Raw genomic sequence first — 23,493 nt, forward strand, 5'->3', positions numbered from 1 at the left:
CACAAGTCGTCATCAATGGCTGGCTCAGACAATACAACCACACACGCCCGCACCAGGCGCTCAACATGCGACCGCCAATGCCCGAGACTCTACAAAGAAGTGGCCCAGTCCGTGGGGGCTAGACATCCGGGTGTTCGTTGCAGATCACGAAAAGCCGCGCGCCCGCCGCCTCGATTTCCGGCCATTCTTCCGCATGCAACAGCCCATCAACCGTCACATCGACGATCACTTCCGCCTCTTTGAGTGCCTCGATGACGGGGCGCATTCCGGCGATGGCATTGGAGGCTCCGGTCGATTTCACGGGCACGGGCGCTGTCTGGGGCGGGGTCGGCAGCAGGATCGTCGCGTGTTCCGCCTCAAGCTCGAAGAGGGCAAGGGAGGCGAGTTCCTGCAAGACCGGCCTGCTTTGCGTCTCGGCCACGATGAGGGCGCGGGTGCCGCTTGCAATGCCATTCAGTGCCAGGGCGCGGCGGAAACTGGCAACCCATTTCGGCTCAATCCGCTCTCGGAGCATTTTTGAAAACCCTTTACTGCTCAGTTTAGTATTTTCGCAAAAAATTCCGTGTCAAGTCGCTGATCAATCCAGGGAGCCATTTACTGATGCCAACCTCTCTTCCTTCCCAGACGAATGGGCTCCCAAAATGTCGGGAGCTGGACTAGGCTTCGATGCAAAAGTCTCACCCCAATACAGATCAAAGGTGTGCCATGACGGAATTTCTCGACAAGGTTCGTGCCGAACTCTCGGAAATCGAGGCATCGGGCCTTTGGAAGGCGGAAGAGACGATCCTTTCCCCGCAAGCCGCGCACATCCGGGTGGGAAAGACGGAGCTGCTGAACCTATGCGCCAACAACTACCTTGGTCTCGCCAATCACCCGGCCCTGATCAAGGCCGCGCAGGAGGCGATGGAGAGCCACGGATACGGCATGGCCTCGGTGCGCTTCATCTGTGGTACGCAGGATCTGCACCGGCAACTGGAGGCGCGTATCGCGTCTTATCTGGGACAAGAGGACTCGATCCTGTTTGCGGCCTGTTTTGATGCCAATGGCGCCTTGTTCGAACCGCTGCTCGGTCCCGAGGATGCGGTGGTATCTGATGCGCTCAACCATGCTTCGATCATCGATGGAATCCGGCTGTGCAAGGCGCGGCGGTATCGGTTCGCCAATTCCGATATGGGTGAATTGGAAGACCGGTTGAAAGAGGCACGGGACGGCGGTGCGCGCGACGTGATGATCGCCACCGACGGCGTGTTCTCCATGGACGGATATCTGGCGAAGCTGCCTGAGATCCGGGCCCTTGCGGACAAATACGATGCGCTCTTGATGGTGGATGATTGCCACGCGACCGGTTTCATGGGGCCGAAGGGGGCAGGAACACCGGCACATGCCGGGGTGCGCGCGAACATCATGACGGGGACGCTGGGCAAGGCGCTGGGCGGCGCGATCGGTGGCTATATCGCCGGGCCCCAGCCAGTGGTCGACCTGCTGAGGCAGAGGGCGCGCCCCTATCTTTTCTCCAATTCCATTCCACCTGCCATCGCCGCGGCCTCCATCGTGGCCATCGACATGGCAGAGACGGGCGATGACCTGCGCCAAGCACTCTTCGACAATGCCGCCTACTGGCGCGCGGGGCTCGAGAAGCTCGGCTTCGATCTCTTGCCGGGGGAACACCCGATCATCCCGGTTATGACCCACGACGCCCGAAAGGCGCAGGACATGGCGAGGAGACTGCTTGAACTTGGCGTCTACGTGAAGGGTTTCGTCTATCCGGTAGTGCCGAAGGGCCAGGCCCGTATCCGGACCCAGATGAACGCGGCGCTAACCCGGCAGGATCTTGATGCCGCGCTCGCCGCCTTTGAAACCGCCGGACGCGATACGGGAGTGCTGCAATGACCAACATGATGACCGCGCTAGAGAAATCTAAGCCCGAGGAAGGTCTGTGGAGGGTCGAGGCCCCCGTTCCGGAAATCGGTCCCGACGACGTGCTGATCCGGATCAACAAGACCGGTATCTGCGGCACGGATATTCACATCTGGAAATGGGACAACTGGGCCGCGCATACCGTGCCCATTCCGCTGATCACGGGTCACGAGTTCGCGGGTGAGATCGTCGAGATCGGCCGTGACGTGACGGGGCTGAGCATCGGTCAGCGCTGTTCGGGCGAGGGGCATCTTATCGGGCATGAAAGCCGCCAGAGCCGCGCGGGCAAATTCCACCTCGATCCCGGCACACGGGGGATCGGAGTGAACGAACAGGGGGCCTTTGCGCAGTACCTGCGTCTCCCGGCCTTCAACGTCGTTCCCCTGTCAGACGCGATTGACGATGAGATCGGCGCGATCCTCGATCCGTTGGGCAATGCCGTCCACACCGCGCTCAGCTTCGATCTGATCGGGGAGGACGTGCTGATTACCGGGGCGGGGCCCATCGGGATCATGGCCGCCGCCGTCGCGCGGCACGTGGGCGCGCGTCACGTGGTGATCACAGATGTGAACCCGCATCGGCTCGCCCTTGCCGGAGAGGTTGCGGACTGTCGCCCCGTGAACGTTGCGGAGGAAGACCTAAGAGATGTCGTAAGCAGCCTGAAGATGAAACAGGGTTTCGACGTGGGGCTTGAGATGTCGGGCAACCAGCAGGCCCTCGACCAGATGGTCGAACGCCTCGTGATGGGCGGGCGGATAGCGCTTCTTGGTATTCCACCGGGTAAGAGCCCGGTCGACTGGTCCCGGATTGTCTTCAAGGCGATCACGATCAAGGGGGTCTACGGCCGCGAAATTTTCGAGACCTGGTACAAGATGATCGCGATGCTGGAGAACGGGCTCGACGTGCGCAAGGTCATCACCCACCGATTCAAGGTGGCGGACTTCGAGGAAGGATTCCAGGCGATGCTCTCTGGGAAATCGGGCAAGGTCGTGCTGGATTGGACCGGTCTCTGACGTGGGCCAGTTCTAGCTGTCAGAGGCGTCTCCGGCCCGCTCAGTTTGCTTTCGCAACCGTCCCGTCGGCGATCCAGCTGTCAAGGATGGCCAGAACCCGATCGGCGAAGGCTGCGTCGTTGATATGGGCGTCGATGGCCTCGAAAAGGTCCGCCTGCATATCTGCCTCGAGCGTTGCGGCAAAAGCCGCCAGCCCCTCGGGATCGTGGAAAGGTCCGCCGGGACGGTCCCATTCGTCGATGCCTTGCAGGGGCATCAGAACCCGCGTGGGCCCTTTCGCGGCGTTCGCCTTGGCGGCGATTGCCGTCGCTGCCGCGCGTTTTTCCTCTAAGTTCATCAGGGCACAGGCGATGAGGCGATTGTGGGCATGGATTTCGCGGTCGCCGAGACCGGGTGGCGGCGCGTCCCAGGCCCGCATGTCAATCAGGCTGACGCCACCCGGGGCGATCATCTGGGGAATACCGGCGACACCGGCTGCAGTCATGCGATCCTTGCCCGCATTCACCACCGAGCCGTGCAACTCGTTCGACAATTCCACGAGCGAGAAATCCATCACACAGGCGAAGGCGTCGCGTTTTGCCAGGGTCTCAAAGGCCTGACCGCCCATGCCGGTCGTATGAAAAACGGCGAGTTCGAACCCCCGCGCTTCAAGTGCGGGCTTGAGGTGTTTCATGTACCTGAGCGAGGAGCTGCCCAGCGACGTCATCCCGATCATCGGACGGTCGACCGTTGCGTCGACCGCTGCGCGAGCCGCACCGAGCACGGCCCCGGCGGCCTGCGCGAGCGACATCCGGCACACCGTGTTGAGCCCGTAAAGCCCTCCGGCCCAGAGCACCATCGTCACGTCGGGGCTGATGCGGTCCGGCGGGAGCAGTGGCGAGAAGGCGACCGTCGTGAGGATGACCTTGGGAAAACCCAGGGGCAGGGCCGCGCAAACGTCGAGGGCGAGATCGGTTCCCATCGTGCCGCCAAGCATCAGCACGCCGTGCACCTTGCCTTCCGCGGCAAGTTCGCTTGCCAGCTTGCTTGCGCCCTCTGAGGTCTTGGCCATCGCCTTGTTCTCGTCCCCGAGCGCGATGATCCCGGCATTGTCCGTGCCCGCGGCGGCGGCAACATCGTGGCGCGAAATATCGACGTGACAACTCGGGTCCCCCATGACGCCGACGTCCATCACCAGAACCGATCCGCCCTGTCCGGTGATGCAATCCGCGAGGCATTGCATTTCGTCCGACTTCGTATCCCCGGTGCCGAGAAGGAGTATGGTCTTGTCCATGGTCAGGTTCTCCGCGTCTCAGGCCGTGGCGGATGCCGCGGCGAAACCCGAATCGAGCGCGGCAAGGATCGTGTCGCAGTCTTCCGCCGATATCACGAGGGGCGGCGAGAGAATGATGTTCGGGCCGGAGACGCGTATCATCACACCGGCCTCGTAGACCGTTTCTGCCACAACCGCCATCTTGTCAGCGGCTGCCGGTGCCTTGGTCGCGCGGTCGGCAACCGACTCGATCCCGATCATCAGCCCATGGCCGCCGCGCACGTCGCCGATCAGGTCATGCTTGGCCATCAACGCCTGCGCTCCCTCGAAAAGCTGGGTGCCGCGCGCCGCCGCGTTTTCGACCACGTTCAGCCGCTTGGTTTCGGCTAGCGTCGCAAGGGCCGCCGCCGCGCCGACGGGGTGCCCGGAGTAGGTATAGCCCGTGCCGATATTGGCGGCCTTGCTGTCGGACTTTTCGAAGGTGTCGACGAGGCGTTCGGAAATCATCACGCCGCCAAACGGGAAATAGGAATTCGTGATTGCCTTGGCGAAGCAGAGAAGGTCCGGCTGAACCCCCCAGAGCCGCGATCCGGTCCAGGCGCCGGTGCGTCCGAAGGCGGTGATGATCTCGTCAGCGATCAGCAGAATGCCGTTCCGTGTGCAGATCTCGCGGATCTTTCCCATCAGCGATGGATGCGGTGGGATGACCCCCCCGGCACCAAGGATCGGCTCCATGATGAAAGCGGCAATCGTATCGGCACCGTTGAAGGCGATCTCGTCCTCAAGGATGGCGGCGATCAGCTCGGCCAGCCGCTCGGGGTCTGTTTCGCCAAAAGGATTGCGATAGGGGTAGGGGGCCGGGATGTGTATGCACCCCGGCAGGAGCGGTTCGTAATTGTGCCTGAAGTTCTGGTTGCCGTTGATCGAGGCGCCGCCCCAGTGGGTGCCGTGATACCCCTTCTTGAAGGAGATGAATTTCGCGCGGCCATGCTCGCCGCGTATCTTGTGGTACTGGCGGGCGAATTTCAGAGCGGTGTCGATGCTGTCGGACCCGCCGGAGGTGAAAAAAGCGCGCGTCAGCCCGTCGGGCGCGAACCATTCGCGCAGCTCAGCGGCCAATTCGATGGCCGGTCCGGGCACGGAGCCGCGGAAGGTGGAGTAATAGGGCAGCACCTGAAGCTGTTCCGCGATCGCGTCTTTTATGGGCTGGCAGGAATAGCCCAGGTTTGCGTTCCACAGCCCGCCAACGGCGTCGATCACGGTTGCCCCGTGAACGTCGGTGATGCGCACACCTTCCGCCCCGGTGATGATCTTGGGCGGGTTCGCCATAGCCTCCGCCGGATGCGCCATCGGTTGCCACATGTGCTTGGTGTTGTTCTCGATCAGGAAGTTATGATCACGCATCGGTCGGTTCCTCTTTCGGATGAGTTCTGTATTTGCCCGCGTCGCCAGTGGCGCGCTCTGGCTGGCCGCCGCGGGCCGTGGTCAGTTTGTGCGCCGCGCGAAGGAGTGAAGCGATAATGGCGGCCTCACGCTCTTCGGCCGCCCGAACCTTCGGGAGGGCCACGGCGATGGTGCCGACGATGGTTCCATCCGGGCCGAAGTAAGGCGCGGCGAAGCCCACAACGTCGTCCTCGTAGGTCCCGGAGGAGCGGCTGTAGCCCACTTCGCGGATGGCGCCGAATTTCTCGCGGATTTCGGCCGCATCGGTGGGCGTTTGATCGGTGTAGCGGACGAGGTTCGCTTGAAGGAAATCATCGACGAAACGCGCATCGGCATGGGCGAGAAAGACAAGCCCCGACGCTGTCGCGTGCAGCGGCAGCGCTTCACCCGCTTCGAGGATCACACGGTTCGACCGGGGGCTCTCGACCTGTCCAATGGTGGCGAGCGCATGACCGGCGAGGATCGCGGCATGCGAGGTTTCCTCGGTTTCATCGACCAACTGGCGCAATGTTGCTTCGACCGCGAGGGCCCAGGGGAACGATGTCTCTCGCAGTTGCGCAAAGCGCAGGAACGCGGGCCCGATGTGATAGACTTTGCTCTCTGGGTCCTGTTCGACGAAGCCGCGGGATTCGAGCGCGGTGAGGAACCGCAAGGCTGTCGCCTTGTTGTGGCCGCTCATCCGGGCCAGCTCGCTCAATCCGATGGATGGACGGCGCGCGTTGAAAAAGTCTAGCAACCCCAGAGCCTTATCCACAGTTGCCGAGCTTTGCGACATTACTGAACCCCATTTCACTTCGGAACCGAGGCCAGTTGGCCCACAGGAGAATGTTGTCGAATTACGACTGGCGGTGCAATGCATATATAAACCAATAGCTCAAATAATGAACCAATTGCAGGGGGCACTCATGAGAGATTTGCTTCAAACCGTCCTTGTCGCTTCGGCCCTTGACGTCATGGGAGGGCCGCAAGGGCGGAGTATTCCGAAAAGCCGGTTTGATTTGTCGTGCCTTGGCCTCCGAGTGATCTCGAAGATGTGCCGAGCCGTGTGATCGCCGAAGATTTCCGGGCCGAATAGGGCATGCCGACAGCGGTCATCAACAAGCCCGGTGGCGTCGGCGGACCCTTCCCGGGGGCCATCGAGGTGGCGCAGGCGCCGTCGGACGGAACAATGATCGGGTCCTTCGTCTCATGCGTGCTGATTGCCGGGCCGAACCTCGGCGTTCCGGAATTGTCGCCGTTCCCCCTTGAATCGTAGGGTTCTTCCTCACCTATCTCTTCGTCATTGCCACCAGTGGCAACGCGCCCTTTGACGATATCGACGGGATGGCCGCACACCCGCAGGACAACAAGCTGGTACCTGGCCACTTCGGTACGCCGCTGATCCAACGCGCGTGACGATGGCGCTGGCGGGTGAAAAGAGCTTCAGCTGGGGCTCCGTTGCGGCGTTCGATGCGCTTGACTGCAATATGCTCGCCTCTTGCGACGCTGACGTCATCAACCCGACCTTGCAACTCATCCTGCACTGCCTCGGTAAGGTCAAGATCCTCGCCTCGGTGACCGGTAAGCGCATTTCTCTGATCCTGGACGTCCCGACCGTCGGCAAAATCGCTCCGATCGTGGGCTATCTGCCGGGGACGGTTCTCTCCTCACTCCTGTTGGCCCTCCGCGTGGGCTACCGGTCGATCGGGGCGCTCGCGCTCGCCGTGTCAGTGACCTTGGCAACGGTGCTTCTGTTCAAGAGGTTTCTCCAGGTGATGAGCCCCGGTGGAGCGGTCCCGGCGATCCTGATCAACACGCCGGGCACGGCGGTCAATGCGCTGACCACCTACGACGGCTACAAGAGCAAACGCGCGCCGACACATGCCGGTTGGCTGCATGCCAAAGAACTTGGCATGGTTTTGTTGAGCGGCATCCTGTGTTTGTCCGGGGGAAGCCGACCAATGAATGGCAAGTACACCCCACCAATCCCGCAGGGCGGTGTCACAACCCGTTCTGGTCCCAGCCTATCCCGTTCATCGACCAGTGCAGATATCTCTCCGTGCAATCCATCCCCCGGCGCTGTTCTTAGTGTGGTACGAGGGGGCAGGCTTCCCCTCGGCAGGAGATGACGTTGCCCAAGGGGAGCGCATTGGCAAAGGCTATTGATGGGGAACCGGACTGACATGAAGCTTTATACCTATTGGCGCTCGACGACGTCCTACCGCGTGCGGATTGCGCTGGCTCTCAAGGGCCTCACCTTCGAGGCCGTCTCCGTCAATCTCGTTACAGGAGAGCAAACCGCATCCGATTACGCGCAGCTGAACCCGGGGCAGGGTGTTCCGACTTTGGTGCTTGAGGACGGCACCGTGCTCACGCAGTCCATGGCCATCCTAGAATGGCTGGAAGAGACACATCCCGACCCGGCTATTCTCCCCCGGGACCCGATCGCTCGCGCCCACGTACGTGCAGCGGCGCTGACGATTGCCACGGACGTGCACCCGGTGAACAATCTTCGGGTGGTCGCGCGTCTGAAATCGGCGGGCTTCGATCAGGCAGCGGCGACAGCGTGGATGAACCACTGGATGACAGAGGGCTTCACGGCCTTTCAGGCCCTGATCGATGATGAGACAGCGTTTGCCTTCGGCGATGCCCCGGGGCTTGCCGATATCTGCCTCGTTCCGCAGCTTTACAACGCGCGGCGCTGGGGGTGCGATCTGGCACCGTTCGGACGCCTGACCGCAATCGAGGCGCGCTGCCTTGCGCTTCAGGCTTTCGACGTGGCGCGGCCCGAGAAACAGCCGGATGCGAACTGAATGACTATTCGATGATGAAACGATCCGGGAAGAAAGGTGCCAACGCCCCCGCGCCCAAATGCCTTGGACCGTTGCAGCATATGCCGCTTGCCGAACGGAACCCGTGCCGGGTACGACGAGCGGATCGCCTTTGCGTGACCTGCACCCTCTGCTCATCTTTGCACAGATGCCCGGACCGGCCCGTTACCTGTAAATCTGAGATGCCACGAAGGGCGAGCCGTTCGCGGTCAGCGAGCCGGAGCCTGACGCTGCCAGACGGACTGGACCGTAGGTGCGCGTGCCCGTCCGGTTGCGCGTGAAGACGGACTGGTTGAGCGGCTGGCCGGCGCTTTGTCGCTGGGACACGCGGTAGCGGATTTGCGCATCGCTGAGCGACAACACCGTAATGCACCAGATAGGCCGGTCGGAGAGGTTGCGGCCGTTCAGAACCTGACCGCCCTTCGAGCGGCAATAGGAGCGCCCGACGAACCCCGCAAGGTTGCCTGAAGAGGCGGCGGGCTTGGTCTCGACGCGGGGCGCGGGGGCTGGTTTGGCGGCCGTTTGGGCTTTGGGTTTCGGGGCCGCTGCCGGTGCGGGCGTACTGGGAGTGGCGGGCCGCTTGGCATCGCGGTAGGCTGCCAGCCGGGTGCTCGGAACCTCCGCCGCGATCCACGCCATCAGGGCAGCGTCGATCTGGTCCTCCAATGGCATGGCACGTGTGGATTTGTATTCAGCCACCGCGCGCATCGTGCGCCGTCCGACGATGCCGTCCTCGACACCGGCGCTGTAACCCAGGATGTTGAGCCGCGCCTGAAGGTCGCGCGCCTCGCTGCGCGACAGGCGAAGCGGCTCGGGCAGGGGGTCCGGTTTCGGTGTAGCGGCGGGAACGGCAGAGGCGGGCGGTGAGGCCTCGGGCTCCCTTACGGCGGAGCGGGCGGGCTCTTGCGGTGCCTTCAGTGCGGCCAGTCGCCGTTGGGCAAGTGGTAGAAACTGACCGTTCGGGAAACGGCTCAGATAGTCTTCGAAATCGGAAGGCTGATCGCTGTCCTTTATGCTCTGCCAGAAGGCAAGGTCGATGGCGAGCAGCGTGTCGGCCGAGGCGTCCGTGCCCCGCTGCGCTGGTGCGGCAGCCTGTGGGGCAGGGGTGACGGACGCAGCATCGGGCTTGAAGAATACCGGCTCGGCGCTGAGCGAGCCGTAGAGAAACGGCTCCTGCTGGCCGTTTGTCTGGCGAATGACCGCGTCGCGCACCTGCCGGAAGAACTGGCCGATCTCCAGCCCGGGCCGCTCCAGCGCCGAGAGGAACGCCATGGCATAGGGGCTGTTCTGGCCCGTGCCATCCAGCGCCACCGTCCCCTCGCGCGCCGAATAGGCGACCAGCGAATTGCCGTCGGGCTCATAGATCGCAAGGCCCCGTCCGATGGAGCGGGTCGAGAGCGTGCGGGTCATCTGCGCCAGAAACGGGTTGTCACGGCAGGCATCGAGCACGACCAGTTGCAGATCGCGCGCGCCCGAAGTGGCGGCCACCAGCAGATCGAGCGGAACGGCCTCGTATTCCACGTCGATATCCGCCTTCAGTTCGGCATCGACGGGAATGACAAAGTTCTGGCGGTCGATTTCGACACCGTGGCCGGCGTAGTAGATGATCGCATGTTCAGCACCGATGCTGCGGGCGCGGAAGCCGCGCAGCGCATCCAGAAGATCGGCGCGGGTCGCGTCCTCGACCAGTTCGACCTGGTAGCCGAGACGGGTGAAAGCGGTGGCCAGATCGCGCGCGTCATTGGCCGGATTGGGCAGCGTGGTCGCGTGGGTGTAGTCGGAATTGCCGATCACCAGCGCCACCCTGCGCGCGTCGGCCGCAGAGGCGATGCAAATGAAAACCATCGCGGCGATCAGGAAATATGAGGCGAATTTGACCATGTCCAAAGCCCGTCTTCTGCGCCTCCATTCTGGAGCGGAATGACGCTCTGGACAAGAAAAGACACCGGGGCCGGTATTCAGCCCCGGCGAAAAACTACCTTATGCACGTTCGATCGGCGTCAGCCCAAGACCGATTTCACCGCCTGCGCCGTCTTCTCGGCAACTTCTTCCGCCTCGGCGCGGGACAGGCACAGCGGCGGGGCAAAGCCCAGAATATCGCTCTGCGGCATCGCGCGGGAGATCACGCCGCGTTTCATCAGCGCCTCGTTGATGCGCGGCACGGTTTTCTCGGAAAGATCGAAGAACTGCCGGGTTTCGCGGTCCGCGACGAACTCCACCGCGCAGAGCATACCTTCACCCCGCACCTCGCCGACGTGCGGATGATCGCCCACCGCGTGTTGCATCGCCTGACGGAAATACGCACCGACCTCCCGCGCGTTCTCAACGAGGTTCAGCTCGTCAATCAGCTTCAGGTTCGCGACGCCCGCGGCCGCACCGATGGGATGGGCGGAATAGGTCCAGCCGTGTCCGAAGGGGCCAAATTCGTCCGTCCCTTTCTCCAGCACCTGCCAGACCTTGTCACTGACGATGGAACCCGACAGCGGCGCATAGGCCGATGTCAGGCCCTTGGCAATGGTCATGATATCGGGACGGATCCCGTAATGCTCCGAGCCGAACATGGTGCCTAGGCGCCCGAACCCGGTTACCACCTCGTCGGCGATCAGCAGGATGTCGTGACGGCTAAGCACCTCCTGAATGGCCTGCCAATAGCCTGCGGGGGGCGGGACGATCCCGCCCGTCGCGATGGCAGGCTCGCCGATGAAGGCGGCGATGGTATCCGCGCCTTCTCGTTCGATCAGCGCTTCCAGCTCGGCCACGCAGTGAGCAGTGAACTGTTCTTCGGTCTGGGCCAGATCGGCGCGGCGGAAATAGTAGGGTGCCTCGGTATGAATGACCTGCGCCAGCGGCAGATCGAATTTCTTGTGAAAGAGATCGAGGCCGGTCAGCGAGCCGCTGATCAGGCCCGAGCCGTGATAGCCGCGCCAGCGTGCGATGATCTTCTTCTTCTCCGGACGACCCAGAACGTTGTTGTAATACCAGACGATCTTGACGTTGGTCTCATTCGCGTCGGAACCGCCCAGACCGAAGTAGACCTTCGACATGTGTTCGGGCGCGCGGTCCAGCACCATCTTGGCCAGCGTGATCGAGGCTTCCGTCCCGTGACCCATGTAGGCGTGGTAGTAGGCGAGCTTGTGCGCCTGTTCGGCGATGGCCTCGGCGATTTCGGTCCGCCCGTAGCCCACGTTTACGCAGTAAAGCCCAGCAAAGGCGTCGAGCAGGCGATTGCCGTCGCGGTCCTCGACATGGCAGCCAGAGCCGCCGGTCATGATCCGGTTCGGCATGTTGCCGCGGGCGAATTCGGCTAGATGGGTGGAGGGATGGAAGAAATTCTCGCGGTCCCAGGCGTCGAGTTGGTCGTTCTTGAGCATGGCTCACCTCATGTCACGGGCGGCGCGCCGCCGGTTATCTTTGACTGGGAGCCGAAATCGCGCATTGACGGAAATGATGGTTCATTTCGGTCGAACGGTCAGCTCCGCTCGGCCCTGGCAGCAGCGCGCAATGCCTTTATTGCCGGGCTGGTGGAACGATAGCGGTTTGCCGGGCGCTGCGCCAGATGGAGAGTTGGTCGTGACTGCAGGATTTGCTCAGTCATGGAGAGGCGATGCCACGCGGATGCATGGATTGAGGCGTCAGAAGCCGACCGGGGTGGAGAGACGGGCTACAGATCGGCCTTCTTCCTGCGGATCGCGAGCCACGCCAATTCCTTCAGTCTCCGAAAGAGGGCGGCAATCACGTTGCGGAAGGTGAGCGGGACCACCACGACCAGTCCGTGTCCCCGGGTATAACCGGGATTGCGTGCCTTGAAGAAGGCCACATCGGCCCGGTCCTGCCCCCGGTTCAGCCGCTCTTCCTGCCTGCTCTCGATGGTCACCCAGCCGACATCGCGTATGAGCGGATCGTCGGGGGTGACAGCGGGGTCGGGAAAGCTGTCGGCAAGCTCCTGCGCCAGTTCGCTGGATGCGGGGGCAGCGCTTCCGCTGGCCGGTGGAAAGACGACAGGGAAGTATTTGCAGAAGAGGTGGTAGCTCGACGTGTGCACCAATGTCCCGAGGTAGTAGATCGGGGTGAAGGGATGGCGGAATTTCTCCGCCATGGCGCAGCGTATTCCGAATCCGTAAGTTGCACCACGGCCACGGTATTCGGGCAGCAGTCCCGCCTCGGCCCTGAGCACAAGCGCCTCCCGTCCTTGCACCGTTCTCTTGAAGAGGTGCACCGCGCAATACCCCACGGTTTCACCGCGTTCCGACAGGAACAGCTGGATTACTGTCGATCGTGCGGGCGGGTCGATGACATGATCGCAAAACTGGGTGTGCGTCACACCGGAGAAAATCCGCTCATGCACCGCATAAAGGCTCTGCGCAAGCGCTGCCCGATCCGTTTCCGAAAGCTTGGCCGGGACCTCAAGGCGCGCGCCCGCGATCTTCAGGGGCGCGCCATGTTCTTTGGAGCCGGGTGTCATGGATCAGGCTGTGCGTTTTGCGTGGGGCCGAGAGGCAGGCGCAGACAAGGATTGGCGCGTCGATCCACTTGAGGAACACAAAGCCGGGCTCTTCCCTTCTCTGGTCACGACGCGTCCAGTGTCGCGGCGGGAGGTTGGCTTTCGCCCCGTATCGCCGCCAATTCACGTTCGAACCAGCTACGCAGAGCGGCTTCGTCCGGCGCAAGCTCTTCCGCGAAATCCTCGGCGAAGTCGAAGAACGCCTGCTGGTTCAAATGGCTCAGGCCGACAATCACCGGAACACCCAATTCAAGCGCGGCCCCGATCAACGGACGAAAGCCATGGCCGTCCGCTTCCTGCTTTCCGAACTTGTTGATGATCAGGAGGTCCGCTTCCCGTGTCAGCCGCGCCGCCACCTCGCCGACGGACTCCTCCAGCGCGCTGGGCAACAGCCGGCACCCCGTGGACCCGGGGCCGAGTGCCTGCGAAATGCGGATGACAGGACCATCGGGCAGCACCTTGACGTCCATGTCGCATCGACCGGTCTGCTTGCACATCTCGTTCATCTGAACAGTCCCGACGGGACGATAACCATCCGCGCAGAGCGACATAGCAAAGCGATAGAGCAGCAGATCCGTGTCACCGCGCCCGGAGGCATATGTGTAGCCGATCTTCATGTCCTGTGCCGTCTTTTGCTTTGTTGCTTTGCGTGCGGCCAGTCGGTTCGGACCGCACCGCTGCAATGAGGGTATGCGCTTGCCTGTCTGGCGGCAAGGCTGGGGCCCGGCTGGATCAGCGGTCATTTTGGTTTTGCATCTGGACCCTCCGGTCGAAATGAACAATCTTGCGCCCCGGAATTGGGATCAAGCGACTGGTCGGCAGCCGATGGGCACTTTGGGGGAAGGGTTTGCAGAGGCCCTGTGGATGTTGGTCAGCTTCGACGCTGAGCTGATGGAGATCACCCTGCGTTCGCTTCAGGTCACGCTGACCGCGCTTGTCATCGCTTCGCTGATTTCCTGGCCCCTTGGAACCCTGCTGGCCATCCGACGCTTTCGCTATCGCCGCGCGACGATTTCGGTGCTGAACGCGCTGATGGGACTTCCGCCAGTTGTTGTCGGATTGTTCATCTACGTGATCCTGTCGCGCTCCGGGCCGCTGGGCGTGCTGGGGCTGCTCTACACGCCCACCGCGATGATCATCGCTCAGGTCATCATCATGGTGCCCCTGATCTCCTCCATCGCGCATCAGACCATCCGTGACCTCTGGAGCGATTACCACGATCTGCTGATATCGATGAACACGACGCCCCGGCAGAAGGTTCTGACGCTTCTTTGGGATGGCAGGCGGTCGCTTTTGACCGCGTCGCTCGCAGGATTTGGCCGGGCCATCGGGGAAGTGGGCGCGATCATGATCGTGGGCGGCAACATCGAGCATTCGACGCGGGTTCTGACCACGGCCATCGCGCTGGAGACGGGCAAGGGCGAGTTCGGCCTCGCGCTGGGGCTCGGGTTTGTTCTGATCTTGCTGTCGGTGGTTGTGAGCTTCGGCGTGCATTCGATTGCGCGCACGGAAAGGGCGGACCGGTGGTGAAATCCCTGTTTCCGGTGAAGGTGAAAGAGGTCGAGGTCCAGCGCCGTGGCAAACGCCTGCTGGGACCGGTCGATCTGACGCTTGAGAGCAACGGGCTGACCATCGTGATCGGTCCGAACGGCGCGGGCAAGACCACGCTGCTGCGCATGCTGCACGGTCTCGAAAGGGTGCGGAGGGGCAGCCTGCACTGGGCCTGCGACGAAGAAACCGCGCGCCGCGAACAGGCCTTCGTTTTCCAGACCCCGGTGCTTTTGCGGCGCACGGTCCTGCAGAACATCGCCTACCCGCTGACGATCCGGGGCGTGCCGCGGGCCGAGGCGCTGGCGCATGCGCGGGATTGGGCCACGCGGGTCGGCCTTGGCGAGGTAGCCGGCGTACAGGCCCCCCGAATTTCCGGTGGCGAGAAACAGAAGCTCGCGCTGGCCCGCGCCTTAATTGTTTCACCGGCGGTCCTCTTTCTCGATGAGCCTTGCTCCTCACTCGACGGCGCGGCGACGAAAGACATCGAAGCGGTGCTGCGCGATGCGCGCAGCGCCGGGACCCGGATCATCATGTCGACACATGACCTGGGCCAGGCACAGAGGCTTGCGGACGAAGTGATCTTCATGGTCAAAGGACGCATCCGGGAGCACCGCGAAGCCAAACAGTTTTTCTCGGCCCCCGAGACGGCCGAGGCCAGGGCTTTTCTGAGAGGAGATATCGTCGAATGACGCGGCTGATCGCAGCTTTTGTCGCAGTGATCCTGTGGACCGGCATGGCGGGCGCCGATACGATGCGCATGGCTGTGACCACATCGTTCCAGAACTCGGGGCTATCAGATGTCCTGCTGCCCGCGTTCGAAGGCGACACAGGGATCGAGGTGCAACTTATCGTGGTTGGAACGGGACAGGCCATCCGGCTTGGACAGGCGGGGGATGTCGATGCGATCCTTGTGCATTCGCGGGCGGCAGAGGACGCCTTTATGGCGGAAGGTTTCGGCACCCACAGACGCGAGATCATGTACAACGATTTCGTCCTGATTGGCCCCGCTGCTGACCCCGCCGGGATCGCGGATGTTGCGACGGTTTCGGAGGCGCTCCGCGCGATCCTGGAAAGCGAAAGCGTCTTCGTCAGCCGGGGCGACGACAGCGGCACCCACAAGAAAGAGCTGTCGCTTTGGACAAAGATCGAGGCGGATCCGCAGGCGTTCGGCCCCTGGTACCGGGCGGTTGGCGCAGGCATGGGGGCGGCGCTCAACGTGGCGGCGGGTGTCGATGGCTACATCCTGGCAGACCGGGCGAGCTGGCTGAATTTCGGCAATAAGGCAGGTCTGGCGCTGCTTTTTGCAGGCGATCCCGTCCTGTTCAACCAATATGCCTTTCTACCGGTGAACCCGGAGCGCCATCCGCACGTGAAAAGTACCGCGGCGAAGGCGCTGGAAGACTGGCTGGTTTCGGAAAAAGCCGAGGCTCTGATCAACGGCTACACCATCGGCGGCGAGACGCTGTTTACCTTCAATGCCGCTCGCTAGCTGTCGAGCGATCCATGAATGGCGAATTGCTCGATGCCCGCGTCCTGCGGCTGGATTGAGCGGAACACTTCCCTGACCCCGGCAGGCGTCAACTCGCGCGAGACGGTGAGCAGGGTATTGGGGTCATGGTCGTCGCAGATGCTGACCATGTGATCCAGTTCTTCGCGGGCAACCGGTCGGGCGGCCTCGATGTCGGGCGCGCCGTAGTAGTCGACAAAATGCCGGGCCAGCGTGTCGACGAGCCCGTCGAATTCGGCCTCTTCGATCTTGGTCACCGCGACAAATGTCACCCGGCCCGATGTCTCGAGCCCGAACCACCCATTCGCGAAGGCCTGGCGTGCCTTGCCGGTCAAATCGCCCTCGGTCCAGTTGGAGAACTCAAAGCCGCCCGAGATGCACCATTCGCCCGTGCGCGCCGAAACGTGAAAGACGCGCGTGTCGCTTTCGTCAAAGTGGATTGCCCGGGCAAGGTTCATGTCATGTCTCCAACAGCAGGGTCAGGGGCAGGGAGCGGGTGGAAGTTTCATCCCGCAAGAGCATGCCGAAATCCTCGTCGATGCCAAGGAAGACGCCGGAATGTCCCTGCACCTCGATCACCTCTCCGATCCCGTGGGCCAGCCCTCGCCATTCGGCGTGAAGTGGCTTGTTGCCTCCCTCTTCCCAGCGGGCAATCCAGTTTAGCGTGTGACGCGCCCAGCTTTCAAGCAGACGTACCGGGTCGACATCAGCGCAACCTTCCTCGAAGAGCGCGGTCTCGTCCGGGCGGTCACCGCCTTCGCCCAATATCAGAAGAGGCAGGAAAAACCCGACGACCAGCCAGCGCGGCTCCACTTCCGGCGTGTTGTCGCTTGCCGCCATGCGAAAGCTGCCACAGCGGCCCCCGTTGAGCCGGATGCCGCCTTCCCACTCGAGGTGTACGGCAACCTCCGGCGGGGCGAGCGCACCAAGGGCGTTCTGCAGGCCGATCGCACAAAGCGGGAGCATCGCGACGGCCTTGGCCAGCGGCACGTCTGGCGTCAGGACGAGGGCTGCACTCAGCCGGTCGGCGGCGGTGTTGTAGACGACAAGTCCTGCATCGCAACCGACAATGGCCCTGTTGCAGGCGGTCTCGAAAGGATCGGCAGATCCGGTGACGGCCAGTCCCGACATCAGCGGCGGGAATGTGGGCTCTGTCATACGCCGAGCTTCTCGCGCAGTTTTGAGGCGACTTCGTGGAAGGCTGCCGCCTGGGCGCTATCCGGTGCCGTCACCACGATGGGCGCGCCGCCGTCGGCGGCCAGCCGGATATCGAGGCTGAGCGGGATCTCGGCCAGCAGCGGCACGCCCAGCTTTGCGGCCTCGGCCGCCACACCGCCGTGGCCGAAGATATGTTCCTCGTGACCGCAGTTGGAGCAGATATGCGTCGACATGTTCTCGATCATCCCAAGGATCGGCACCTTGAGCTGATTGAACATGTCCACCCCCTTGCGGGCATCGAGAAGGGCGACGTCCTGGGGGGTCGAGACGATCACCGCCCCGTCCACGATGGTCTTCTGGGCCAGCGTCATCTGCACGTCACCGGTGCCGGGGGGCAGGTCGACCAGCAGCACGTCGAGCGCGCCCCACTGGACCTGCGTCAACATCTGCTGCAGGGCACCCATCAGCATCGGACCGCGCCAGACGACCGCCTGATCCTCGTTCGTCATCAGCCCGATGGACATCATCGTCACACCGTGGTTGCGCATCGGAAGGATGGTCTTGCCATCGGGGCTGGAAGGGCGGCCCGAGACACCAAGCATCCGGGGCTGCGAGGGACCGTAGACATCGGCATCCAAGAGACCCACCTTGCAGCCCTGCGCGGCAAGCGCGCAGGCAAGATTGGCCGAGACGGTGGATTTGCCGACACCGCCCTTGCCCGAGGCGATGGCGATGATCCGCTTGATACCCGGCACAGGTTCCGGCCCCGCCTGGGTGCGCGGGCCGGGGGCCTTGAGGTCCGGTGGTTGCTTGGCCTGGTGGGCGGTCATCACGATTGAGATCGTGCCGACCTCGTCGAGCGCGCCAAGTTGCTTCTCGGCCTCGGCCTTGACGGTATCATAGGCCGCAGATTTCGCGGCATCAATTTCCAGCACGAAGCGGATGTTGCCGCCATCCACATTGAGCGCGCGCACCACACCCGACGACATGAGGTCCGCCCCCGAAGCCGGGTCGGTGATGGATTTCAGAATGTTCTGAACGGTTTCCCGGGTGACAGACACGTTGGTTCAGTCCTCGCCCCGGATGGTGCCGGTGACGGTATGGGTCATCCCCAGTTCCTCGATGGTGATCACCGCCTTGACCTCGTAGTCCTTGTCGGTACCGCTTTCGCGCATCGCTTTCTCGATGGCCTGTTGCGACGTGACGCCGACCTGCTTGAGAAATTTGCGCATCGACATGTTCATATCGTCGCTCATGTGCTCTCCCTCCAATTAGCACTTGTTGACAGGACAGCGCCTATATTTCTAGCATTTGGCATGCGGGCAACCCTGTCCTCGATAATTTTTGCGCTTGCCGTGCTGGCCGGAGCGGCGGCAACCGCAGACGACCGGACGGTCAGGCTGGCCGCGCCGGATGTGCTGGTCGAGAACGGTTTCCTGAAATACCTTCTTCCGCGTTTCTCGCTCAAGACCCAGGTGCGGGTCGAGGTGCTGCCGCCGGGATCGAAGGCGGACGCGGCACTCGGTGCGGAGGGCCATCCGCTTTTTGAAGGTGAGGGTATGGTTTGGTCGCTCAATGTGCTGAACGCCGATCACCCGGGCACGGCGAGATTCGTGGATTGGATCACTTCGGACATCGGAATGCGTACGGTCACGGGCTTCGAGGTGGACGGCAAGGCAATCTATGCGCGGGCAACGGCCAAGAAGCAGGTTGTGCAATCCATCACCTTCGAAGGGGATGCGGCCCTGGGCAAGGTGCTGTCGGTCACGCACTGTGGACGCTGTCACGTCAGCGTTGACGACCAGCCGATGATCGGGATCGGTTCCACCCCTTCGTTCTTCGTGCTTCGGGCACTTGCGGACTGGGACTACCGTTTCCAGGCTTTCTTTGCGCTGAACCCGCATCCATCCTTCACGCAGATCGTCGATGTAACGGAGCCTTTCCCCGAAGACCGCCCGTCGCCCATCGTGCCGATTGAACTGACCCTCGACGAGTTCGACGCGATCCTCGCCTATGTCTCGGCACTGGTGCCGGCAGACCTGGGGGCGCCGCTGCAGCTTCAGTGATCGCGACGCTTGCTGAGATAAACTTCTGTCGTGCGTGGGCGTGGGCGCTCGCCCGCTGCGAAGGGGTTCTTTTCCGAGTGGTACTGCGCCTGAATGCGGCAGTCGTCGCACATCTTGATCAGATCCAGCGCAGCACCGCCCTGGTACATCGGATGCTGCGCGAGCTTCTCCGTGATCCGCTCGACCGTCGAGCGTGAGCCGAAGAGGGTTCCGCAGGAGATGCAGGCGAAGGGTTCTTCCTCGTATAGCACCACTTGGCGGAGCGCATCCTCGGTCAGGTTCAGACGCGGCACATAGGTGATCGCGTCCTCTGGACAGACGCTTGCGCAGAGTCCGCATTGCAGGCAGGCGTCCTCCTGGAAGCGCAGTTGCGGCAGGTCGGGGTTGTCCCCCAGCGCACCCGAAGGACAGAGCGACACGCAAGAGAGGCAAAGCGTGCATGCATCCTGATTGACGACGACCGCGCCATAGGGGGCAGTGTCGGGCAGGTCGATGACCTTGGTATCTGGCCGCAGCGCGCGGGCCGCCTGACGGGTGATCTGGCGACGCGATCCCATCGGACGGACGGTGGATGCGGGGGCAGGGGACGTGCCGTCCTGCAGCAGCGCCTCACCAAGCGCGTCGGGGTCGGTCAGCTCGAGCACTTCGATAACCGCTCCGCCGGCGATAGCCCGTGCCAGATCGGCTTCGCGCAGCAACGCGTCGCGCTCCGTGCCGGGCCCCATCAGGATCGAGACACGGGCGAAACCGGCAGCGAGGGCCGCCAGCGCCTCGGTATGTCCGAAAGTGTTCAACGCGGGCACCTCGATCGGGACAACATCCACCGGCAGACCGCGACCGAAGCGGGCAAGCAGGCGGATCATCTCGCTGCCGTGCGGGTCCACGGCAAGAAGGCGCGGCGCGCCTTCAGCCGCCCGCAGGTAGGTTTGCGCCATGGTCTGGATGCGCCGGATCAGGTGATCGGTCGCCGGGGCGTCGTAGGTGATGGCGCCCGAGGGACAGAGGGAGGCGCAGGAGCCGCAGCCCGCGCAGATCATCGGGTCGATGGCGACATGCTCCCCTGCGGAGGTGATCGCGGCTGTGGGGCAATTGTCGATGCAATTGCTGCAGGCGATCTGCTCGGCCCGCGAATGGGCGCAGAGGGTCGTTTCAAGCCGCACGTAAAGCGGTTTCTCGAAAGTGCCGATGAGTTGCGCGGCCTCAAAGATCGCATCCGCCACAGCGCGTTCACTTTTTGGATCGGCGCGCAGATAGCCTTCACGCTTTTCGGGCGCGGGGAAAAGCGGCGTGCCGCCGCTGAGGTCGAGAATGATGTCGCATTCGCTCTCGGCCTGCGAACGGGGCGCGGAAAAGCCAAAGCTTCCCCGGCCCGCCGGGTTGACCTGCTGAAATTCCTTGAAGGTCAGCTCAAAACCGCCAATCGCCCCGGTTGCTCGGTGCAGCTTGCCCCGGATCACGTCAAAATCGCGGGTGGGCGGTGCGTCTTCGCTCTCCAGCAGGACGGTGACGCCAAGGACGTCCTTCAGCCGCTCGGCGGCCCGAAGGGCGACATCTTCGGGCCCGAGGATCAGGCACAGACCTTCGGAACTGACGTCCATCGTCTTGACGGGTGGCGCGGCAAGCGCCGCATCGGCAATGAGAGCGGCCATCTTCGCGGTCGCGGGGGCATCGCCCGCGTGCCAGCCGGCGCGGTCACGGATATCGACGAAACCTGGCGCATCGACGCCCAGCTCCGCCGCGACTTCTTCAAATGTAGCGGCCTCCTGTGCGCAGCAGATGACGGCATTGCCCGCTGCGATTGCTTCTGCCGCCTTCTCGATCTTGGGACCGCAGAGGTGGTTGAAAACACGGGAACACTTCAGTCCCGTCGCCTGTGCAAGCCCATCGGCGTCGATGGATTGTGTTGCGGTGCAGTCGCACAGGATCAGGGTCGCAGATGCGCCGTTCTTCTCTGACATTGCTGGCTCTCTCCTCCCGGTTCGCAGAAAGTTAGACACGGAAATGCGGTAGGGTAAAGACGCCCGTAGCAACGGGCTTGCCTCCCTTCGATTTCCTGCGCTAGCCTGATTTCAGGGAGGACGAGCGGTTGTATTACAACCCGGACAAATATGCTGAAATGCCGTTGGGCGTGATCGTGCGCCGCGCACCGGGCGTGACCCGCTGGGCCCCTTGGGTGTGGCGCGCGGTGGCCGTTGTGCCAGGGGCCGCGGAGGCGCATTGGAAGGTTTTGCGCGAAGAGAACGACATCACCGAATATCACGCCGCCACGGTGCCGCTGAAGCTCCACGGCTCGGATGCCGAGGCCTATCTGAACGGGCTAGCCGCACGGGTGCCATCGGTCTACGTGGTGATGCGTGCCTCTGGCAAGGCGGAGCGACCCTACGAGGTTTTGCTGGTAACCGCGTCGCCCCACGAATCGCAGGACTATGGCGATTCCGGTGAGGAAATCGTCGAAAAAATTCCAATGCCAGAGGGTCTTTTGGCTTGGGTCCGCACCTTTGCGCTGGAGCACTTCGAGGAGGAGGAGTTCAAGAAGCGTCGGCGCGACAAGAAGCGCATCGACAGGGTCGAGGACGGCAAAGGCGACGCTCGCATCCCCCAGATGAGCGATGTCTACCGTTCCCCGGGGGCCAAGCGGAAGGAGAGGTTGCAGTGAGGGGCAACGATTTCTGGTCACGCCGCAGGGCCGGGGTTGAGGCTGAGACCCGTGCGGAACAGCGGCAGGCCGAGGCAACGACTCGCGAGATCCAGGAGCGATCGCTCGAGGAAATGTCCGACGAGGAATTGCTCGTGAAGTTCGATTTGCCAGACCCCGAGACCCTCGGGCAGGGCGACGATTTTTCGGTCTTCCTCAAGGCGGGAGTGCCGCAGCGCCTGAAGAAGATTGCGCTACGCAGGCTGTGGGGAACGAACCCGGTGCTCGCCAATCTCGACGGTCTTGTCGATTACGGTGAGGACTACACCGACGCGGCCACCGTTGCTGCCCAGCTTGCGACCTCATACCAGGTGGGCAAAGGGATGACGGCGCACATCGAAAAGATGATGCAGGAGGTGCATGCCGAGGGACCGGAAAACACCGTCGCAGATGAGGCTGCAAAGGCCGACGAAAGCGTGGCGGAGGAAAAATCCGTGGCATCCGGCGAAGAGGACGTGAAGATCGTTTCAGAGGATTGCCCCGAAGACGCGCCACAGGCTCTTGCACAGGCGGAGGGCGAGGACAGGCATGGGGGAGCAGATTTTTATCCCCGGCGGAAAAAAATGCGGTATAAAATTTATGACGATAAGGGAGGTGCAGCGTAAACGCTGCAACGTCGAATGACCGAGGCTTTGGCTTTGAACGTGGAAAACAAGGGGCATGTCAGCGCCGAGGATCGGTTGCGTGCGGACCTATACAATTTCCTCGGGCTGATTCTTGCCGCGCCCCCCGATCAACTGTTGATTGACCAGACGGCGGGTCTCACAGGGGATGAGAGCGAATTCGGCAACGCGATTAACACGCTTGCCCGTATCGCCAATCGCACCAAGCCGCAGTCGGTCGCATCGGAGTTCAACAAGCTCTTCATCGGGCTCGGGCGGGGGGAGCTTGTGCCCTACGCCAGTTACTACCTGACCGGTTTCCTGAATGAGAAGCCGCTCGCGCTCCTGCGTCAGGATATGGCGCGTCTCGGGCTGGCCCGCAGCGAGACGGTGTTCGAGCCCGAGGACAACATCGCGTCCCTCATGGAGATGATGGGGGCAATCATCGTCGGGCGCTTTGGCCCCCCTGCCAGCCTTGAGCGGCAGAAGGAATTCTTCAACAAGTTCATCGGCCCCTGGGCCAGACATTTTTTCAAGGATCTGGAGGGTGCCAAGAACTCCGTTTTCTATGTCGGTGTGGCCACGGTCGGCCGGATGTTCATGGAAATCGAGGCCGAGGCATTCAGAATGAGCACGGCCTGATGGCCGTTAACCGGCGGGAGACCGTCACGCAGAAGAGGGGAGGACTCTCATGAGCAGGAAAACCGAGGAGGCCACGAGCCGCCGCGATTTTCTCAAACTGACGGGCACTGCTGTCCCGTTGGCCGCAGCCGCGGTCGTGACAGGTTCGGGGGCCGAGGCGTCCGAGCCCGACCTGCAATCCGAGAAGATGCAGGATACCGCGCATACGCGCGCCTACTTCGACAGCGCCCGGTTCTGAGAACCGGACACCGTCATCGCCTACGGCAACCGGTTGCGTGACAGCCGAGAGCCAAGGGTCAATGAAAGCTTTCCCCGGGAATACCCGCGGTTAAGGGA

General features: G+C 62.7%; 27 protein-coding genes. 14 read left to right on the top strand and 13 right to left on the bottom strand.

Annotated features, from left to right (window positions below; all coding sequences use genetic code 11):
• The first annotated feature begins 11 nt into the window (after positions 1-11).
• The gene (locus AB2B41_RS06165) at positions 12-122 is read left to right on the top strand and encodes an integrase core domain-containing protein (protein WP_367877201.1); all 111 of its coding nucleotides are present in this window, start codon (positions 12-14) and stop codon (positions 120-122) included.
• On the opposite strand, the gene AB2B41_RS06170 is transcribed toward AB2B41_RS06165, so the two are convergent.
• Entirely contained in the window at positions 119-514 is a 396-nt protein-coding gene (locus tag AB2B41_RS06170) for a 2,5-dihydroxypyridine 5,6-dioxygenase NicX family protein (RefSeq protein ID WP_367876888.1), read from the bottom strand. The two genes, AB2B41_RS06165 and AB2B41_RS06170, sit on opposite strands and share 4 nt — an antisense overlap.
• Before the next feature lie 191 nt (positions 515-705).
• Here AB2B41_RS06170 and AB2B41_RS06175 point away from each other — a divergent pair, with 191 nt between their 5' ends.
• Both AB2B41_RS06175 and tdh read left to right on the top strand, forming a co-directional pair.
• A complete protein-coding gene (locus tag AB2B41_RS06175) occupies positions 706-1,890 on the top strand; it encodes a glycine C-acetyltransferase (protein WP_367876889.1) in 1,185 nt (394 codons plus the stop codon).
• Complete coding sequence (tdh, locus tag AB2B41_RS06180; protein WP_367876890.1) at positions 1,887-2,930, top strand: L-threonine 3-dehydrogenase; 1,044 nt, start codon at positions 1,887-1,889, stop codon at positions 2,928-2,930. The genes AB2B41_RS06175 and tdh overlap by 4 nt, the downstream gene beginning before the upstream one ends.
• Before the next feature lie 40 nt (positions 2,931-2,970).
• Here tdh and AB2B41_RS06185 read toward each other — a convergent pair whose 3' ends face one another.
• Genes AB2B41_RS06185 through AB2B41_RS06195 form a run of 3 tightly spaced genes read right to left on the bottom strand, consistent with a single transcriptional unit; the run spans position 2,971 to position 6,484 of the window.
• A complete protein-coding gene (locus AB2B41_RS06185; protein ID WP_367876891.1) occupies positions 2,971-4,203 on the bottom strand; it encodes a Tm-1-like ATP-binding domain-containing protein in 1,233 nt (410 codons plus the stop codon).
• An 18-nt stretch (positions 4,204-4,221) separates the two neighbouring features.
• Positions 4,222-5,586 carry an aminotransferase class III-fold pyridoxal phosphate-dependent enzyme gene (locus tag AB2B41_RS06190; RefSeq protein ID WP_367876892.1) on the bottom strand — a complete coding sequence of 455 codons (1,365 nt, stop codon included), beginning with the start codon at positions 5,584-5,586 and terminating at the stop codon, positions 4,222-4,224.
• Positions 5,579-6,484 (bottom strand): IclR family transcriptional regulator, encoded by a 906-nt coding sequence (locus AB2B41_RS06195; RefSeq protein WP_367876893.1) that lies wholly within the window; start codon positions 6,482-6,484, stop codon positions 5,579-5,581. The genes AB2B41_RS06190 and AB2B41_RS06195 overlap by 8 nt, the downstream gene beginning before the upstream one ends.
• A gap of 219 nt (positions 6,485-6,703) precedes the next feature.
• Between AB2B41_RS06195 and AB2B41_RS06200 the strand changes: the two genes are divergently transcribed.
• The 3 genes from AB2B41_RS06200 to maiA all read left to right on the top strand — a co-directional run bounded on the left by AB2B41_RS06200 (position 6,704) and on the right by maiA (position 8,417).
• Positions 6,704-6,880, top strand: coding sequence for a hypothetical protein (locus AB2B41_RS06200; protein ID WP_367876894.1), 177 nt, complete (start codon positions 6,704-6,706; stop codon positions 6,878-6,880).
• Between the two features lie 136 nt (positions 6,881-7,016).
• Positions 7,017-7,733 carry a hypothetical protein gene (locus AB2B41_RS06205; RefSeq protein WP_367876895.1) on the top strand — a complete coding sequence of 239 codons (717 nt, stop codon included), beginning with the start codon at positions 7,017-7,019 and terminating at the stop codon, positions 7,731-7,733.
• Between the two features lie 54 nt (positions 7,734-7,787).
• The gene (gene maiA / locus AB2B41_RS06210; RefSeq protein WP_367876896.1) at positions 7,788-8,417 is read left to right on the top strand and encodes a maleylacetoacetate isomerase; all 630 of its coding nucleotides are present in this window, start codon (positions 7,788-7,790) and stop codon (positions 8,415-8,417) included.
• 183 nt (positions 8,418-8,600) lie between these two features.
• Here the strand turns inward: maiA and AB2B41_RS06215 are convergent, their stop codons facing one another.
• The 4 genes from AB2B41_RS06215 to AB2B41_RS06230 all read right to left on the bottom strand — a co-directional run bounded on the left by AB2B41_RS06215 (position 8,601) and on the right by AB2B41_RS06230 (position 13,553).
• The gene (locus AB2B41_RS06215; RefSeq protein ID WP_367876897.1) at positions 8,601-10,316 is read right to left on the bottom strand and encodes a caspase family protein; all 1,716 of its coding nucleotides are present in this window, start codon (positions 10,314-10,316) and stop codon (positions 8,601-8,603) included.
• A 119-nt stretch (positions 10,317-10,435) separates the two neighbouring features.
• The gene (locus tag AB2B41_RS06220; RefSeq protein WP_367876898.1) at positions 10,436-11,806 is read right to left on the bottom strand and encodes an aspartate aminotransferase family protein; all 1,371 of its coding nucleotides are present in this window, start codon (positions 11,804-11,806) and stop codon (positions 10,436-10,438) included.
• 290 nt (positions 11,807-12,096) lie between these two features.
• On the bottom strand, positions 12,097-12,897 hold the full coding sequence (locus AB2B41_RS06225) for a hypothetical protein (protein WP_367876899.1): 801 nt from the start codon (positions 12,895-12,897) through the stop codon (positions 12,097-12,099).
• 104 nt (positions 12,898-13,001) lie between these two features.
• Positions 13,002-13,553 (bottom strand): DUF2478 domain-containing protein, encoded by a 552-nt coding sequence (locus AB2B41_RS06230; RefSeq protein ID WP_367876900.1) that lies wholly within the window; start codon positions 13,551-13,553, stop codon positions 13,002-13,004.
• A gap of 208 nt (positions 13,554-13,761) precedes the next feature.
• Here AB2B41_RS06230 and AB2B41_RS06235 point away from each other — a divergent pair, with 208 nt between their 5' ends.
• From AB2B41_RS06235 to AB2B41_RS06245, 3 genes are read left to right on the top strand one after another with little or no spacing between them, the layout of a single operon-like run.
• Positions 13,762-14,466: an ABC transporter permease gene (locus tag AB2B41_RS06235; protein ID WP_367876901.1), complete on the top strand. Its 705-nt coding sequence runs from the start codon at positions 13,762-13,764 to the stop codon at positions 14,464-14,466.
• A complete protein-coding gene (locus tag AB2B41_RS06240) occupies positions 14,463-15,176 on the top strand; it encodes an ATP-binding cassette domain-containing protein (protein ID WP_367877202.1) in 714 nt (237 codons plus the stop codon). Before AB2B41_RS06235 ends, AB2B41_RS06240 begins: the two co-directional genes overlap by 4 nt.
• A complete protein-coding gene (locus AB2B41_RS06245; protein ID WP_367876902.1) occupies positions 15,173-15,976 on the top strand; it encodes an ABC transporter substrate-binding protein in 804 nt (267 codons plus the stop codon). The genes AB2B41_RS06240 and AB2B41_RS06245 overlap by 4 nt, the downstream gene beginning before the upstream one ends.
• On the opposite strand, the gene AB2B41_RS06250 is transcribed toward AB2B41_RS06245, so the two are convergent.
• Genes AB2B41_RS06250 through AB2B41_RS06265 form a run of 4 tightly spaced genes read right to left on the bottom strand, consistent with a single transcriptional unit; the run spans position 15,973 to position 18,408 of the window.
• Positions 15,973-16,452: a DUF6505 family protein gene (locus AB2B41_RS06250; RefSeq protein WP_367876903.1), complete on the bottom strand. Its 480-nt coding sequence runs from the start codon at positions 16,450-16,452 to the stop codon at positions 15,973-15,975. The genes AB2B41_RS06245 and AB2B41_RS06250 overlap by 4 nt on opposite strands.
• A gap of 1 nt (position 16,453) precedes the next feature.
• Positions 16,454-17,152 (bottom strand): biotin/lipoate--protein ligase family protein, encoded by a 699-nt coding sequence (locus AB2B41_RS06255; protein WP_367876904.1) that lies wholly within the window; start codon positions 17,150-17,152, stop codon positions 16,454-16,456.
• Positions 17,149-18,213, bottom strand: a complete 1,065-nt coding sequence (gene apbC / locus AB2B41_RS06260) for an iron-sulfur cluster carrier protein ApbC (RefSeq protein ID WP_367876905.1) — start codon at positions 18,211-18,213, stop codon at positions 17,149-17,151. The genes AB2B41_RS06255 and apbC overlap by 4 nt, the downstream gene beginning before the upstream one ends.
• A gap of 6 nt (positions 18,214-18,219) precedes the next feature.
• Positions 18,220-18,408: a DUF6494 family protein gene (locus AB2B41_RS06265; protein WP_367876906.1), complete on the bottom strand. Its 189-nt coding sequence runs from the start codon at positions 18,406-18,408 to the stop codon at positions 18,220-18,222.
• A 60-nt stretch (positions 18,409-18,468) separates the two neighbouring features.
• Here AB2B41_RS06265 and AB2B41_RS06270 point away from each other — a divergent pair, with 60 nt between their 5' ends.
• Positions 18,469-19,218, top strand: a complete 750-nt coding sequence (locus AB2B41_RS06270) for a hypothetical protein (RefSeq protein WP_367876907.1) — start codon at positions 18,469-18,471, stop codon at positions 19,216-19,218.
• On the opposite strand, the gene AB2B41_RS06275 is transcribed toward AB2B41_RS06270, so the two are convergent.
• Complete coding sequence (locus AB2B41_RS06275) at positions 19,212-21,176, bottom strand: 4Fe-4S binding protein (RefSeq protein WP_367876908.1); 1,965 nt, start codon at positions 21,174-21,176, stop codon at positions 19,212-19,214. The two genes, AB2B41_RS06270 and AB2B41_RS06275, sit on opposite strands and share 7 nt — an antisense overlap.
• A 158-nt stretch (positions 21,177-21,334) precedes the next feature.
• Between AB2B41_RS06275 and AB2B41_RS06280 the strand changes: the two genes are divergently transcribed.
• Genes AB2B41_RS06280 through AB2B41_RS06295 form a run of 4 tightly spaced genes read left to right on the top strand, consistent with a single transcriptional unit; the run spans position 21,335 to position 23,395 of the window.
• Positions 21,335-21,874 (top strand): DUF3305 domain-containing protein, encoded by a 540-nt coding sequence (locus AB2B41_RS06280; RefSeq protein ID WP_367877203.1) that lies wholly within the window; start codon positions 21,335-21,337, stop codon positions 21,872-21,874.
• Entirely contained in the window at positions 21,871-22,518 is a 648-nt protein-coding gene (locus AB2B41_RS06285; RefSeq protein WP_367876909.1) for a DUF3306 domain-containing protein, read from the top strand. The genes AB2B41_RS06280 and AB2B41_RS06285 overlap by 4 nt, the downstream gene beginning before the upstream one ends.
• A gap of 15 nt (positions 22,519-22,533) precedes the next feature.
• Entirely contained in the window at positions 22,534-23,157 is a 624-nt protein-coding gene (locus tag AB2B41_RS06290) for a TorD/DmsD family molecular chaperone (protein WP_367876910.1), read from the top strand.
• Positions 23,158-23,206: 49 nt separating this feature from the next.
• Complete coding sequence (locus AB2B41_RS06295; RefSeq protein WP_367876911.1) at positions 23,207-23,395, top strand: twin-arginine translocation signal domain-containing protein; 189 nt, start codon at positions 23,207-23,209, stop codon at positions 23,393-23,395.
• Positions 23,396-23,493: the final 98 nt, after the last annotated feature.

The sequence above is a fragment of the Sulfitobacter sediminis genome (genome assembly GCF_040811725.1).
In the GTDB taxonomy this organism is placed as follows: Bacteria; Pseudomonadota; Alphaproteobacteria; order Rhodobacterales; family Rhodobacteraceae; genus Sulfitobacter; species Sulfitobacter sediminis.